Source organism: Bacillus sp. GbtcB10, from assembly GCF_019091365.1.
Classification (GTDB): Bacteria; Bacillota; Bacilli; order Bacillales; family Bacillaceae; genus Bacillus; species Bacillus altitudinis.
This window is the reverse complement of record NZ_JAGXJP010000002.1, coordinates 722,752-737,722: the sequence shown is the minus strand read 5'-3', so window position 1 is coordinate 737,722 and position 14,971 is coordinate 722,752. Positions and strand designations below refer to the sequence as shown.

At 40.9% G+C, this 14,971-nt stretch carries 15 protein-coding genes and 1 riboswitch; of the genes, 9 read left to right on the top strand and 6 right to left on the bottom strand.

Annotated features, from left to right (window positions below; all coding sequences use genetic code 11):
* Window positions 1-318: 318 nt before the first annotated feature.
* Window positions 319-1,410 carry a branched-chain amino acid aminotransferase gene (locus tag KVT11_RS09135; RefSeq protein WP_217608998.1) on the bottom strand — a complete coding sequence of 364 codons (1,092 nt, stop codon included), beginning with the start codon at window positions 1,408-1,410 and terminating at the stop codon, window positions 319-321.
* 359 nt (window positions 1,411-1,769) lie between these two features.
* Here KVT11_RS09135 and KVT11_RS09130 point away from each other — a divergent pair, with 359 nt between their 5' ends.
* The 5 genes from KVT11_RS09130 (at window position 1,770) to ywaC (ending at window position 8,021) form a co-directional block, all read left to right on the top strand.
* Complete coding sequence (locus KVT11_RS09130; protein WP_017358694.1) at window positions 1,770-3,197, top strand: DUF1565 domain-containing protein; 1,428 nt, start codon at window positions 1,770-1,772, stop codon at window positions 3,195-3,197.
* Between the two features lie 117 nt (window positions 3,198-3,314).
* A riboswitch (SAM riboswitch) is annotated at window positions 3,315-3,424 on the top strand.
* Between the two features lie 172 nt (window positions 3,425-3,596).
* On the top strand, window positions 3,597-4,715 hold the full coding sequence (locus KVT11_RS09125) for a sugar ABC transporter substrate-binding protein (protein ID WP_007497873.1): 1,119 nt from the start codon (window positions 3,597-3,599) through the stop codon (window positions 4,713-4,715).
* 72 nt (window positions 4,716-4,787) lie between these two features.
* Entirely contained in the window at window positions 4,788-6,284 is a 1,497-nt protein-coding gene (locus KVT11_RS09120; RefSeq protein WP_144609975.1) for a sugar ABC transporter ATP-binding protein, read from the top strand.
* The gene (locus KVT11_RS09115; protein WP_046526779.1) at window positions 6,281-7,294 is read left to right on the top strand and encodes an ABC transporter permease; all 1,014 of its coding nucleotides are present in this window, start codon (window positions 6,281-6,283) and stop codon (window positions 7,292-7,294) included. The genes KVT11_RS09120 and KVT11_RS09115 overlap by 4 nt, the downstream gene beginning before the upstream one ends.
* Window positions 7,295-7,388: 94 nt before the next feature.
* Entirely contained in the window at window positions 7,389-8,021 is a 633-nt protein-coding gene (gene ywaC, locus KVT11_RS09110; RefSeq protein WP_007497867.1) for a GTP pyrophosphokinase YwaC, read from the top strand.
* 50 nt (window positions 8,022-8,071) lie between these two features.
* Here the strand turns inward: ywaC and KVT11_RS09105 are convergent, their stop codons facing one another.
* Window positions 8,072-8,221 carry a hypothetical protein gene (locus tag KVT11_RS09105; protein WP_017368302.1) on the bottom strand — a complete coding sequence of 50 codons (150 nt, stop codon included), beginning with the start codon at window positions 8,219-8,221 and terminating at the stop codon, window positions 8,072-8,074.
* 19 nt (window positions 8,222-8,240) lie between these two features.
* Window positions 8,241-9,326, bottom strand: a complete 1,086-nt coding sequence (locus KVT11_RS09100; RefSeq protein WP_046526778.1) for a response regulator aspartate phosphatase — start codon at window positions 9,324-9,326, stop codon at window positions 8,241-8,243.
* Between the two features lie 529 nt (window positions 9,327-9,855).
* Here KVT11_RS09100 and KVT11_RS09095 point away from each other — a divergent pair.
* The 3 genes from KVT11_RS09095 (at window position 9,856) to KVT11_RS09085 (ending at window position 12,060) form a co-directional block, all read left to right on the top strand.
* Window positions 9,856-10,620: a transporter substrate-binding domain-containing protein gene (locus KVT11_RS09095; protein ID WP_035389894.1), complete on the top strand. Its 765-nt coding sequence runs from the start codon at window positions 9,856-9,858 to the stop codon at window positions 10,618-10,620.
* Between the two features lie 70 nt (window positions 10,621-10,690).
* The gene (locus tag KVT11_RS09090; RefSeq protein ID WP_007497860.1) at window positions 10,691-11,335 is read left to right on the top strand and encodes an amino acid ABC transporter permease; all 645 of its coding nucleotides are present in this window, start codon (window positions 10,691-10,693) and stop codon (window positions 11,333-11,335) included.
* On the top strand, window positions 11,332-12,060 hold the full coding sequence (locus tag KVT11_RS09085; RefSeq protein WP_282959198.1) for an amino acid ABC transporter ATP-binding protein: 729 nt from the start codon (window positions 11,332-11,334) through the stop codon (window positions 12,058-12,060). Before KVT11_RS09090 ends, KVT11_RS09085 begins: the two co-directional genes overlap by 4 nt.
* Before the next feature lie 87 nt (window positions 12,061-12,147).
* Here the strand turns inward: KVT11_RS09085 and KVT11_RS09080 are convergent, their stop codons facing one another.
* The gene (locus KVT11_RS09080; protein ID WP_008345541.1) at window positions 12,148-12,531 is read right to left on the bottom strand and encodes a glyoxalase GlxA; all 384 of its coding nucleotides are present in this window, start codon (window positions 12,529-12,531) and stop codon (window positions 12,148-12,150) included.
* Between the two features lie 117 nt (window positions 12,532-12,648).
* Here KVT11_RS09080 and KVT11_RS09075 point away from each other — a divergent pair, with 117 nt between their 5' ends.
* A complete protein-coding gene (locus KVT11_RS09075) occupies window positions 12,649-13,830 on the top strand; it encodes a class I SAM-dependent rRNA methyltransferase (protein ID WP_019743483.1) in 1,182 nt (393 codons plus the stop codon).
* 37 nt (window positions 13,831-13,867) lie between these two features.
* Here the strand turns inward: KVT11_RS09075 and KVT11_RS09070 are convergent, their stop codons facing one another.
* Together KVT11_RS09070 and KVT11_RS09065 are read right to left on the bottom strand one after the other, a co-directional pair.
* Window positions 13,868-14,548, bottom strand: a complete 681-nt coding sequence (locus KVT11_RS09070) for a CidB/LrgB family autolysis modulator (protein WP_007497850.1) — start codon at window positions 14,546-14,548, stop codon at window positions 13,868-13,870.
* Window positions 14,542-14,925, bottom strand: a complete 384-nt coding sequence (locus KVT11_RS09065; protein ID WP_008345527.1) for a CidA/LrgA family holin-like protein — start codon at window positions 14,923-14,925, stop codon at window positions 14,542-14,544. The genes KVT11_RS09070 and KVT11_RS09065 overlap by 7 nt, the downstream gene beginning before the upstream one ends.
* Between the last annotated feature and the right edge of the window lie 46 nt (window positions 14,926-14,971).

The window sequence follows — 14,971 nt, the reverse complement described above, 5'->3', positions numbered from 1 at the left end:
GCTGACTGACATCTAAGTCTTTTTCGCCTTTTTGTTGCGTAACCTCTTTCGCCTCACTTTTACAAAAGTAATGGAAAGAACAAGGATAGAAATTCCGAGAAACTTAAATAAAAAACGGGTGAAGAACGATGAATCGTCGAAACCTGTAGCGATGATGATTGATCCGATGCAAATCCCAAAGAACGCAAGTAAATAAGTAAAAAACATACCATCACTCCTTAAGTGTGGAATAGATCCATATTTTCCATTATGAGGTAGTGGAGGAGATAAAGAAACAAAAAAAGAACCCTTCATCAAATGAAAGGTTCTTTCGCTTGCTTATGCCTGCTTGACGACCGAATCGACTTCTACTGTCCAGCCGAAGATGTCTGGCTGAGTTCCTTTTTGGATTCCGGTAATCGCTTCGTACAATTTCTTCGATACTTCGCCTGTTTGACCATTTTGAATGACGTATGGCTGATCGTGATAAATTAATTCACCGACAGGAGAAATGACGGCTGCCGTTCCTGTTCCGAAGATTTCTTCAAGTTCACCTGACTGATGTGCTTCAATTAACTTATCAATTGAAATTTTACGTTCTGTCACAGGGATTTCCCAATGCTTTAACAGCTCAAGCACAGAATTCCGTGTGATCCCTTCTAAAATGCTGCCGTTCAGTTCAGGCGTCACGATTTCTCCGTTGATTTTAAAGAAGATATTCATACTACCGACTTCTTCAATGTACTTTTTCTCGATGCCATCAAGCCACAGAACTTGTGAAAATCCTTTCGTTTCAGCAACTTGCTGTGCTTTCAGGCTTGATGCATAGTTTCCAGCTGTTTTGGCATTTCCTGTTCCGCCTTTAACAGCGCGGACAAATTCGTTTTCCACCGCAATTTTGACCGGATGGATGCCTTCTTTATAATAAGAACCTACTGGAGATAAAATGATGATCAGCTTGTAGGTGCTTGACGGTGCAACACCTAAATAGGGCTCAGTAGAAATAATGAATGGTCGAATATACAAAGAAGTGCCCTCTGCATCAGGTACCCAATCCTTGTCAATGCGAATGAGTTCATTTAAGCCTTCTAAAACCGTTTCTGTATCAATTTGTGGGATACATAGGCGGTCATTTGATCTGTTTAAGCGTTCCATATTTTTTTCGGGACGGAATAAAAGAATCTTTTGATCCTCAGACACATACGCCTTCAAGCCTTCAAAAACAGATTGGCCATAATGATAAACCATAGAAGCTGGGTCCATTGGAATCGCCTGATAAGGAATAATTCTCGGATCATACCAGCCTTTATCAATTGAATAATCCATCACAAACATGTGGTCTGTGAAGATTTTTCCGAATTCAAGTTGATCAGATTGAGGTTTTGGTTTTTTTGTTGAACTAAGTTCAACGCGGATGGGTTGTTTTGGCATCGTAAATCTCCTTGCTGTTTGATTATTTGAAAATTCTAATAATATGAAATAATTATGATTCTATTCTATACCTTCACAAAATATTAGCAATAGGTTTTCTGGAATTCAGACAAGAAAAATCTGTTAAAGCGCTTTCCTCCTCTCTGTCGTGGTTTTACTGAAGTTTCTCCTTAGAAATAAAATCCAATTTCATTATTAACTGATTAATCTGACAATTTAAAAGCGATTTGTTTTCCTGTAAGATATTCTTTCAACCATACACCTTTTGACTAGTACATTGCAAGGGGCATTGCCATATTTTAATCCTCTTTTTTTTAACCGATAAAGGTAGAAGAGAGTGGAAGGGAGCAAACAACGAGATGAAACGAATGATATCAGGCGCCTTATTGATTTTATTGATGACCGCCATTAGTTTTGGCTGTCAAGCGATGACGGAGGAGGCTGGTGCGAAGCAAGGTACTGCCTATTACGTCGCAGCAAATGGGAACGACAAACATCCAGGGACAAAGCAAAAGCCTTTCCGTACGCTGAAAAAAGCGGCAAGTATCGCGAAAGCTGGAACAACAGTTTATATGAGAGGCGGTACGTACAAAGAGAAATTGATTGTCCGCCATTCTGGAACAAAGAAAGCACCAGTTGTTTTTCAAGCGTATGGAAAAGAGAAGCCTGTCATTAGCGGAGCATCTCTTAAAGGAAATCAAGCAGACGGTGGTCTTGTGAAGATTGATCAAAAAAGCTATATCACCCTGAAAGGGCTGACAGTCGGTCATATTAAAACGAATCAAGAAGATGTGACACCCATCGGTATATTCATCACAGGAAGCGGCAAAGGCGTCAAACTGCTTAACAACCGTGTGTACGACATTCAGACGACACATCAAAATGGGAATGCTCATGGCATTGCGGTCTATGGAACGAAAGCACCTGCAGCCATTGAAGACATCGAAATCAAAGGAAACACTGTGGAAAAGTTAAAGCTAGGTTTTAGTGAAGCCCTTGTGCTAAACGGAAACGTTAAAAAATTCCGCGTGACACATAATACAGTCCGGCATACGGACAATATCGGGATTGATTTAATTGGTTTTGAGAATGTCGCACCTTCTAAAAAGTATGATCAAGTGCGAAATGGTGTCGTATCTAGAAACAAAGTTTATGAGATTACGAGTGTTGGGAATCCAGCGTACGGCAAGGACATCTCCGCAGGAGGAATCTATGTGGATGGCGGGAAAGACATCGTGATTGATCATAACATCAGCCATCATAATGACCTTGGGATTGAGGTCACAAGTGAACATAAAGGGAAGATGGCCGAACGCATTCGCATTGAGCACAATCAAGTATATTTAAATCGTTATACAGGCATCTCCATTGGCGGCTATGACAAGAAGCGCGGCGGAACCACAAACACGACCATCTCCCATAACATTTTGTACAAAAATGACACAGCCGGCTTAGAAGGCGGTCAATTGCTCATGCAATATCAATCGGTGAACAATCGAATCACGAATAATATCATGACAGCCAGTGCTTCGCATTACTTAGTCGTGAATCTCTACGAAGTGAACAAGAAAAATACATTCCAAAAGAATGTCTACGATGACCGCAAAGGTGCAAAAGCCTCACAGTGGGTATGGCGCGGGAAATGGCTGGAAGGCTACAAAACGTATCGCTCGAAAAGCGGTCAAGATAAAGGTTCAGCACACCTCAATCCCCAATTTGTGAATGAGAAAAAATATGATTTCCGTCTTAAGGCATCATCACCTGCTAAGAAAATCATCGGCAGTTAAACAAGGTATACGGTGTAAATGATCATTTTAGAAATTTTCAAAAAAGTCATTGACATTGATGAGACATCACATTAAAGTAAAGAAGACATTTCAACTAAAACAAATTTCATAACGGATCTCTTATCAAGAGAGGCAGAGGGACTGGCCCTATGACGCCCAGCAACCGTTTCTATCTAAGAAATTGGTGCTAATTCCTGCAAAGCTGTTACAGCTTTGACAGATAAGAGAGGAAGACTTCCCGATACATGTTTCATGCAACGGTGATCAAGCCTCTCTTTATCAAGAGAGGCTTTTTTGATCTCTTTTTTTAGAATCAAAAGACTGGGTTCACAGGCATATTTCCACTTTTTTACCTAGTTTTCCGATGTGAAAAATAAAACAACTTGAGGAGGAACAGCAATGAAACGTAAATATTGGACATCATCTCTTGTATTATTGACGGTCCTGACCGTGCTATTATCTGGCTGCGGTACGGGATCAAGCGCAGGCTCAAAAGCCAATGCAAACGAAAAGGTCTCTTTTGACAATGTCCCGAAGCGATTTGCAAAAGGACAGGGAGCAAAAATTAAAGTCATCCGTAAAATTGGCGGGGACGATCATACCGCTCAGTTTTTAGCAGGAACGAAGGCAGAAGGGGAAGCGCTAGGCTTTACAGTAGATGTCTACACGGCAAATGGTGATACGGCGAAGTTTCATGATGCCATTTCTCAAGCACTAGAAGAAAACTATGATGGCTTTATCATCTCTCATGGGGATGATGAGGCGACAGTCGCTGATGTGAAGAAGATCACGGCGAAAGGCATTCCAGTTGTGGCGTTTGATTCAAATCCGAAGCTGAAGGATATCAAAGGAGTCACAGTGACGTCTCAAGATGATGAACAATTAGCGAAAAAATCATTAGACGCGCTAGTGGCTGATTTTAAAGGGAAAGCAAATATTGCGTATCTTTGGGTAGACGGATTCCCTCCAATGGTGAGACGAAACAAGGTGTACCAAGAAACGCTTAAACAGCATACAGGAATCAAGGAACTTGACCGATTTGGCGTTGCGGCCTCTGATACATCAGTTCAAACACAAAATGCGGTTGCGGCTATGCTGAATAAATATCCAAAGGGTAAACTGGATGCGATTTTTGCCACGTGGGATGCATTTGCGATTGGTGCTGCAAGAGCTTTAAAAGAAGCGGGGAGAACCGAAGTGAAGATTTACGGTATTGATGTATCTAATGCCGATCTCCAAGAAATGACTGCGAAAGACAGTCCTTGGAAGTACACTGCCGCTGTCGATCCGAAGCTCATTGGTGCAATCGACGTAAGGATTCTTGCGAAGAAACTAGCTGGCGAGAAAACGCCATCTTCCTATGACCTTGAGGCCTCTCTCATTTCACAAAAGCAGCTTCAGGATGCAGGAAAGGCCATCAATATGGTCAATCTTGCAGATGAAGTAAAAGGATTCGGTTCTTCGACTGCTTTTGAAGAAGACTGGATGAAGACCTTGAAGAAGCATTATGCAAAATAAACAACGTGCACTCTCTTTTCATAGAGGGTGTTTCGTTTTTCAATTGACGATCAGGAGAGAAGGAGGACACCTATGACAACGCCGCTTGTTCATATGAAAAACATTTCGATTGAATTCCCAGGAGTCAAAGCGTTAGATCAAGCAAATTTCACATTAAAAAGAGGCACAGTCCATGCCCTGATTGGGGCTAACGGTGCTGGGAAGTCAACGTTAATGAAAGTTCTCTCTGGTGCTCATTCACATTTTGAAGGAAGCATCCACATCAATGGCGAGGCGGCGACCATTCATACACCGAAGGATGCGGCCTCATACGGTGTGCAGACCGTCCATCAAGAAGTGGATACAGCTCTAGTGCCATATTTAAGTGTTGACGAAAATATGATGATCCATGAAATTGAGAAAAATCCATTCGTCCGTTGGAAAGAGATTCACCGCAAGGCAGCACAGCTGTTAAAAGAGATGGACATTGACATCTCGACGAAGCGTCTTGTGAGTGATTTGACACTGGCAGAAAAACAAATGGTGCTCATTGCCAAGGCTGTGTCGATCAAATGCAGCATTTTAATTTTAGATGAACCAACCGCTCCACTTAGTCATGCAGAAACAAGCAAGCTATTCTCAATGATTCATCAATTGAAAAAGAACGGCACAGGCATCATTTTTATCTCGCATCGCATGCCAGAAATTTTCAACATCTGTGATGAACTGACTGTGATGAAGAATGGAACCGATGTGGCGGCACACCTCATTAAAGAAACCGATCCAAAGCAGGTCATTGAAGAAATGCTTGGCGCGCCATTAGAGGAACAATTCCCATCTCGTACAACGCTTGAGGATGCACCGATTGTGCTTGACGTGAAAGAGTTGCATGACCAGCATAAATTAAACAACATTCATCTTCATGTGAAAAAAGGAGAAATTCTCGGGATTGCAGGACTAGTCGGTGCTGGTAAAACAGAATTGTGCAAAGCCCTATTCGGCGCCTCAGAAAAAAAGTCAGGCACTGTGCAGCTGCATGGTCAAACCATTCATATCAAGTCGCCTCATCACGCTGTGAGAGCGGGTATTGCCCTTGTGCCTGAAGAACGGAGAAAAGAAGGGATTCTAACAGAAGAAACTGTTGGATGGAACGTAACAGCTGCAAGTCTACGTTCGTTTACACGGCCGTTCAGCTTCTTACATCGTTCTAAGGAACGGAAGGCAGCAGATGGAATCGTCAAGCGGCTTGGCGTCAAGACACCTTCTCTTGAAGCGAAGGTGAAGCATCTATCTGGTGGAAATCAGCAAAAGATTGCAATTGGAAAATGGCTGTTGGCTGAGGCGGATGTCTATCTCTTTGATGAACCAACCAAAGGTGTAGACGTTGGAGCAAAAAAGGACATTTTCTCTCTCATTGCAGAACTAGCTGAAAGAGGAAAAGCGGTTATTTATGCTTCAAGTGAGCTTTCAGAAATTGCAGGAATCGCCGACCGAGTATACGTCTTATATGATGGCAGCATTGCCCGGGAAATGACGGCACCAATGACTGAAGAAGAGCTTTTATATCATTCAACAGGAGGACAATCATGAGTGAACGACAAGTTTCAGCCCCAGTTCAACAAATCAAGAAACAGCGGCCATCCTTTCATCTGTTTGATTTCTTTTATCAATATGGCACCATCTTAACGATTGTCGTATTGATTGTTGTCTTTGCGGCAGCCAATCCGGCATTTTTACAGTCAGGAAATATCATCAATATTTTACGATCGATCTCGATTGTAACCATCATTGCGGTAGGGCTGACGATCTCACTAGCAGTGAACGGCTTTGATTTATCTGTAGGCTCAGTTGCTACGTTATCAAATGCAATTGTGATCTCCATGTTTGTATGGTTCTCGCAAAACCCACTCATTGCGATCCTTTCTGCGCTGGCGGCTTCTCTTATTGTCGGTTTGCTGAATGCTTGGATGATTGTCAAAATGAAGATTCCAGATATGCTCATGACACTAGCCATGATGTTTATCATTCAAGGGCTGGCACAAACCTATACGAAAGGTGCGACCATTTCTGAAAATATGGTGCTGCCTGATGGCACTTTTTCAACTGGCACCATCCCTGCCTTTTTCAGCAAGATTGGGCAGGTCCCCTATATCATTTTGATTATGGCGGCCATTGTGCTTTTTGCACATGTTTTTATGACTTACACAAAGCATGGGCGATTGATGTATATCATTGGTGGAAATAAAGAAGCCGCCCGATTGTCTGGTATTCATGTGAACAAATACAAAATCGCAGCATATCTGTTGTCTGCCTTATTTGCGGCGATCGGTGGTATCGTGCTGGCATCAAGGGTGATGACAGCAGAAATTAACGCAGGAACGCCATATTTAATGGATGGGGTAGCTGCTGCTTTTATCGGGTTTTCAGTCATGGGAGCAGGTAAACCAAACGCATTCGGTACGTTTATTGGTGCGGTGCTCATCGGTATTTTGCAAAATGGACTTGTGATGATGTCTGTCCCGTATTATGCAATGGATATCGTGAAAGGATCTGTGCTTGCACTGGCACTCGCGCTGACTTATTACAAACAGCGGAGCTAAGATGTATTTTTTTAAAACCATTTGCGTCCTCTCTCCGTCTAGTAAACGGAAAGCAGTGTAACAGCTGTTTGCCAAAAGGAGATGACAAAAAGAAATGAATATGTCAGCAACTCATGTAGAAGATTTGAAAAGTGTCATGGAAGACTGGAAAAATGAATTATTAGTATATAAATTTGCATTAGATGAAATGGATACAAAGTTTTCGATTATTAGTCAGGAATATAATTTAATCCATGGACACAACCCAATAGAGCATACTAAATCACGGATCAAATCCTTTGAAAGCATCGTGAATAAACTAGCGAGAAAAGGATGTGACATCACCACACAATGTGCCAAGGAGTACATACATGATATCGCTGGTGTCCGCATCATCTGTTCGTTTATTCAAGATATCTATAACATTATTGATGTTCTGAGGCAAAGAGAGGATTTAAAGATCCTTGAAGTGAAGGATTACATTCAGCATCCGAAACCAAATGGCTATCGAAGTCTTCATTTAATTGTTGAGATTCCTGTTTACTTAACGAATCGTGTGGAGCATGTGAAGGTTGAAATTCAGGTGCGGACCATTGCGATGGATTTCTGGGCGAGTCTCGAACATAAAATCTATTATAAACTGCAAAACGATGTTCCTCATCAGCTCACCGATGAACTAAAGGAAGCGGCAGATATCGCTCACTACTTAGATGAAAAAATGCAAAATATCAAACGAGAAATTGATTAACCAATAAAAAGAGTAGCTGTTTTGAATGACAGCTACTCTTTTCAGTCTTATTAAGGGTTGGTGCCTCGATCTCTCTTTTGAATGATCGTACCGTCATCTTGCGATTGTGCAGACGGGCTGCCTTTTTGTGTAGAAGTACCAATCCAAACACCTGTGAACAAGAGCGCAAAAATCGCGCTTGAGATCAGCCATTTTTTCATCATACATCACTCCATCTTCTTAACAAGTTTTGAATGACAACGCCTTGTTCTGAAAATAAATCGCTTCTTTAGGTAGACCATTTTCAGTTAAGTAGGCGGCTACATCCTGACAGATAGCCTCAAGATCAACAAGGAAATTCATAGATTCTAATTGATCACAATAAGAAATGATCTGCTCAATCATGTTGTTTGGCTGGAGCATCAATGTTTCTAAAATGGATAATTTAAGTGAAATGTTTCGTTGTTTTAAATTTTCTGCTTTTTGAAGTGAAAGCTGTACATAATAGTGGAACAAACCAGGCTTTTTCAGCTTAAATAGCGCTTTCGTGTAGGCATACAAGGCCAGTAAATAGCCGCCTGGGGAAGAAGTTTCGAATGACTCAATCAATAAAGCTTTTTCTAGGAGCGGCACAGCTTCACTGTATTCACTTCTTAGACTTTTAATAAAGGCTGCATTGCAATATGCGTGACCAAGTAAATCTGGATCCTCCATCTGTTCTAGTGAGTGAATCACCTGTCCAAACAAAGTTTCTGCCTCTTCATATTTCGATTGATCCGCATAATTCAAAGCAAGCATCATTTGACAGCTGATTGATTTTTTCACATAACATGGATCTGCGTCGTAAATAGACGAAGCCTTTTTTAAGTGGTGGATGGAGAGAAGTGTGGATCTTATATTATAGTATAGACAGCCTGTTTTATAATGGAATTCTGCTTTTTCAATGTCATCATGTACGAGATCTAATTTATCCTCTGCCAATTTCAAATGGTGAAATGCTGAATCTTGATTCCCTCTGCGCATTTCATACATGCCTTTAAAGAAATAGAAATAGTAGCTGAGCATATCATCTGTACGAATCGCATTTTCATCCACAAAAAGACTGTGATCTAACGAAGCTGTATCTTCGACTAAATCTTTGAAACGGTATTCTAAAAGTTGATAGTAGAGTAAGACGTCTTGATTCTCTTCCATTCGATCAAATGCTTGAAGAATCTCTTCTTTTAGCTGTATGGCTTCTTGTATGTCTCTTTTTTTCATCAAGACATACCAGTCATTTAGCATATTTGCTACATCAACGGATGACAAAACACCTGTTTCTGCCAATTGGTATCCTCCTTTCTTCACCTATTCATTTCTGCGGATTCTTATTTGTCTGAATCATCTTTCCATATTAAGTATCTTCTTATATTTTAAGCGGTCTATCTCAATTTGTAAAACATGTTTTTTGATGTAAATTCAACCAGTAGTGAAAAAAATAGGGAGTAGCGATCAAATTGTATACGTTTACATTTTTTTAGGTAAAAAGAGGATGTTGAAAAAAATATATCAGGATATCAATAGGGGAAGAGAGACAGTGAAAGAGGGTTTTTTCATAGGTGAGAAAGAAGTGGTATTGAAAAAGGAGTGTTCGCGGTTTTTTGTGAGATTATATCACATGAATATTGTGAAACATGCTTCTTTCAGAATAAAATGAGTTATTCGCAAAAAAGTAAAATTTAAAGAGACTATCGATCTAGAATTGTATGGATCTTTGGTATTGATAAAAAATATCACACAGTATAGCTTTAGCGTGGTATAGTAAGATTGTTGTTGCGAATATTTAGACAAAACTGACAATTGGGGGTCGTGTTTTATGAAGAAATCGATGTTACTGATCATGGGACTAATTGTTGTGCTCGTCATGGCAGCCTGTGGTTCAAAATCGGACAGCGGTTCGGGAGAAGGCAAAGGCACATATAAAATCGGGATAGATACAACATATCCGCCATTTGAATTTGAAAAGGGCGGTAAATATGAGGGAATAGACGTTGATTTAATTAACGCCATTGCAAAAGACCAAGACTTCAAAGTGAAGCTTGAAGCAATGGATTTCTCAGGGATCATTCCAGCGATGCAAGCAGGTCAGCTTGATGTTGGAATGGGTGGTATGAGTATTACAGATGAGCGTAAAAAGAAAGTGGATTTCTCAGATCCATACTTCGACGCTGGTCTGACAGTTGTTGTGAAAAAGGACAGCAGCATCAAATCGATTGATGATTTAAAGGGGAAAAAGCTAGCTGTTAAAAATGGGACAACAGGTGCAAAATTTGCAACAGATAACGCAGACAAATATGGGTATGAAGTAGTTCAATTCAATGACAGTCCATCTATGTTCCAAGAAGTATCTAACGGAAATGCAGATGCTTTAATTGAGGATTATCCTGTCATTACGTATGCGATCGCACAGCAAGACTTGAAATTGAAAACAGTTGGAGATCGCTTGAATGGAGACCAATACGGGATCTCAGTGATGAAGGGGAAAAACCAGGACTTATTGAAGAAAATCAATAAAGGGCTGGAAAACCTAAAGAAAAACGGTGAATATGACAAAATTATTGAGAAATATTTGAAGTCATAACACAAGCGAGGCGCGCTCAGAGCGCGCTTTCTTTATGTGTCAACCGTATGTGAATTAGGGAGGGAGAAACATGGATACGATTGTTAATGCATTTCCGTATTTAATGGATGGTTTGCAAACCACTTTATATATCTTTGTTGTTGCTATCATTTTAGGTTTTATCATCGGGTTGATTGTGGCGCTATTCCGCCTGTCACCATTTAAAATCTTGAACTTTATTTCACTCGTTTTTGTCAATGCCATTCGAGGTACGCCATTTATCGTACAGCTATTCTTCATTTATTTTGGGCTTAATACACTTGAATTCATTTCACTTGACCGAGTACCGGCAGGGATTATTACAGTAGCGATTAACGCAGGAGCTTATTTCTCAGAAATTATTCGTGCAGGGATTCAGTCCATTGATAAAGGACAAACAGAAGCCGCACGCTCTTTAGGATTCACAGGTGGACAAAACATGCGTTTTATCGTCCTTCCACAGGCATTCCGCCGTATGCTTCCAGCCATTACGAACCAAGCCATCATCAGTTTGAAGGACACCTCTCTCTTATCGATTATCGGTATTGCTGATATTATGCAGCGGGGACAAGTTCAAGCATCGGCTACATTTGATCCTTTGAATGTCTGGCTCATTGTCGGTGTCATTTATTTCGTGATCATTTATTTACTTTCTCTACTGGCTAGCTACGCAGAAAGGAGATTTGATGTGAAATGAGTATGATTACGGTGAAAAACCTAAAGAAATCCTTTGGTGACAACGAAGTTTTAAAGGATATTAATGCAGTCATCGAGGAAAAAGAGGTTGTATGTGTCATTGGTCCTTCAGGGTCAGGGAAAAGCACATTTCTAAGATGTCTCAATAAATTAGAGGATATTACGGCTGGGGAAGTTGTTGTCCACGGACATACGATTACAGACCCAAAAGTGAATATCAATAAAGTACGACAAGAAGTTGGTATGGTGTTTCAGCACTTTAATTTATTTCCTCATAAAACTGTGTTAGAAAATATCACGATCGCACCGGTGAAAGTAAAAGGGATGGAGAAGAAAGCGGCAGTCGATAAAGCATTAGACTTGCTTGAAAAGGTCGGCTTGAAAGACAAGGCCAAAAGTTACCCTAACCAATTATCTGGTGGACAAAAACAGCGTGTTGCCATTGCAAGAGCCTTGGCGATGGACCCGAAAGTGCTCTTATTCGATGAGCCGACATCTGCTCTTGACCCTGAGGTCGTTGGGGATGTTTTAGCTGTTATGAAACAATTAGCAGTCGAAGGAATGACGATGATTGTCGTCACACATGAAATGGGCTTTGCAAGAGAAGTGGGAGACCGCGTGATCTTTATGGATGGTGGATATATCGTCGAAGAAAACAAACCAGAAGCACTCTTTGGAAACCCGCAGCATGAGCGTACCAAATTGTTTCTTAGTAAGGTGCTATAAAAAAAGAGTAAGAGCAGGTATGCTCTTACTCTTTTTCTTTTGTGACGAGAATGAATATACCGATTCGCATGCATTTCCTAGGAAATATTATCGCTGGAAGAACTCAATCCACTCTTGGTCTGGCCCTCGGAAAAAGAAGTAGCAATAGCCATTGGGCAATGTTGTGATTTCTTCATCTATTAGCTCAATTTGCAGCTTTTGAATACGGTTGAATTCCGCGTGGATATTATCTGTTGTGAAGGCGAGATGGTGGACCTTTCCTTCAGATGGAAGGTCACTGCTATACCCTTGAATGAGTTCAATTTCCGTTTCCGCTTCGTCTTTAAAGCCAAGAAAGGCAAGTTCAATGACTCCGTTTGTATGAGTGATGCGATCCTTTAATTTCATGCCCACCACTTTTTCATAAAAATCAATGGACTGATCAATATTTGTCACCATAATCCCTGTATGATCTAAGCGTAATGTTGTCAAAAAAGAGCCTCCTCTATGTCGAGTTGATATTTTTCTCCTCATCTTATCATAATAGAAGTATCGTATACATTCATATGGTAGGATAGAGAGAGTCAATTTAGGATAAGGATGACACAAATGAAAAAAATCTCATTAAAACAAACATTTGCAGAACAAGTGAAAAAGGGATATCCGCTTATTTCAAAAGATGCTGTGTCGCGTGTGAACGGTGTACAGGAAGGCGAACTTATTGAATGGGTAGATGAAAGAGGCTCTTTTTTAGGGAAAGGATATTATGGTGTGCAAAATAAAGGCATCGGTTGGGTACTTTCCTTTGACGCTAACGAAAAAATAGATCAGGCCTTTTTTGTTTCTAAACTTGAACAGGCATCCAAAAGCAGAACGCATCTATTTCGTGATGCACAGACGACGGCTTTCCGTGTGTTCAATGGGGAAGGGGATGGAATTGGTGGAATCACGATTGATTATTATGATGGATTCTATCTCATCCAATGGTATAGCGAAGGTGTTTATACATTAAAAGAAGATGTATTGGCTGCGATTGAGCAGGTGTATCCTGACTATAAAGGCATTTATGAAAAGAAGCGGTTTGATACGTCTGGACAATATATCGAAGATGACGATTTTGTAAAAGGGGAGAAAGGTGAATTTCCTCTTATCGTCAAAGAAAATGGGATGAACGTGGCGGTTTATCTAAATGATGGTGCGATGACAGGTATTTTCCTTGATCAGCGTCATGTGCGAAAAGCAATTCGAGATCGCTATGCAAAAGGAAAGACCGTCCTTAATACGTTCTCTTATACCGGCGCTTTCTCTGTAGCAGCAGCGCTTGGCGGGGCAAGCCGTACGACAAGTGTAGATGTTGCAAACCGCAGTTTGAAAAAAACATCTGAGCAGTTTGAAGTGAATGGCATTGATGTAGACGGGCAGGATATCAAAGTCATGGATGTCTTTAAATATTTCCCGTTTGCGGCGAAAAAAGGCTGGAGCTATGATGTTGTGATCTTGGACCCACCATCCTTTGCACGAACGAAGAAACACACATTCAGTGCAGCGAAGGATTATAAGAAACTATTAAAAGAAGCCATCCAGATCACAGCTGAGAACGGCGTCATTGTGGCGTCAACCAATAGCAGTGCATTTGGGATGAAAAAGTTTAAAGGATTTATTGCACAGGCCTTTAAAGAATCTGGGAAAACGTATCGTATTCTTGAGGAATATACACTTCCTGAGGACTTCCGTACAACGAAAAATTATCCTGAGGGGAACTATTTAAAGGTTGTCTTCATCCAAGCATAAGAAAAAGCCATTTTCCGATAAGGGGAAATGGCTTTTTCTATAGGGCAAACGACATCAGGATAGGCGCTGCACATAATGTAATAATGGCCGAAATGATCATGGACACACTTGAGATCGTGCCTGAGACGGAGCTCAGTTCAAAGGCCTTCGATGTGCCTGCACCATGTGCTCCTGTACCAAGCAGAACGCCCATTGCAATGTCATTATCAATACGGAAATAACGGATAACCAATGGCCCAATGATTGAGCCAAATAATGCTGTTAAAATGACGAATACAGCCGTAACGGACGGCATCCCGCCAATCATTTCAGACACACTCATCGCAACAGGTGTTGTGACGGATCTTGGGACGAGGCTCTCGATCAGACTCGTGTCCAAATGAAACAATTTGGCGATAAACGCTGTTGATAAAATTGCAACGATAGAACCGCAAGCCACATTCAAAATAATTTCTACTGCATGCTTCTTCAGAATGTGAAAATACTTATATAAAGGAATGGCAAATGCCACAGTCGCAGGTTGAAGCATATTTGTCAGCCATTTTCCGCCTTGATTGTAAGCATCGTAAGGAATGTTCACGATTAACAGCAAGACCACAAGAACAACCGGTGTCACAAGTAAAGGGGAGACATAGACTTTCGGATGACGTTTATAAACCGCTTTTGATCCGAGATAGATCAGAATGGTTAGGATCAAAAATAGTCCGCCAACTAACATAGCTTTTTTCGCTCCTTTCTTTTCGCAATCATCTGCGTCATCATGCCAGTCGAGAGCATGACCACAAAGGTACTAAGTAAAACCACAAGGACAATACTTGTGCCAGATTGAGAAAGTAATGTTCCGTAATCAATCACACCTACTGCTGAAGGGATAAAGAAGAGCAGCAGTTCTCCGAGCAGCCATACGGCGCCAAGTTCAATCCATTTTAATTTAATGATGTTAAAATGAAGTAATAAGAAAATGACAAGAATGCCTAAGATCGTGCCCGGAATTCTCAAATGCAAAAAGGCCGCCAGCACATTCATCAATTTCGCAAAAGCAAATAAAGCCATAATCTGAAGGGTAGCAATCAGCGACGTTTTGAGCAATTGCACTTTCTGTTCACTCCTTTTTCTATATAAATTGTTCACTGTTTCACAA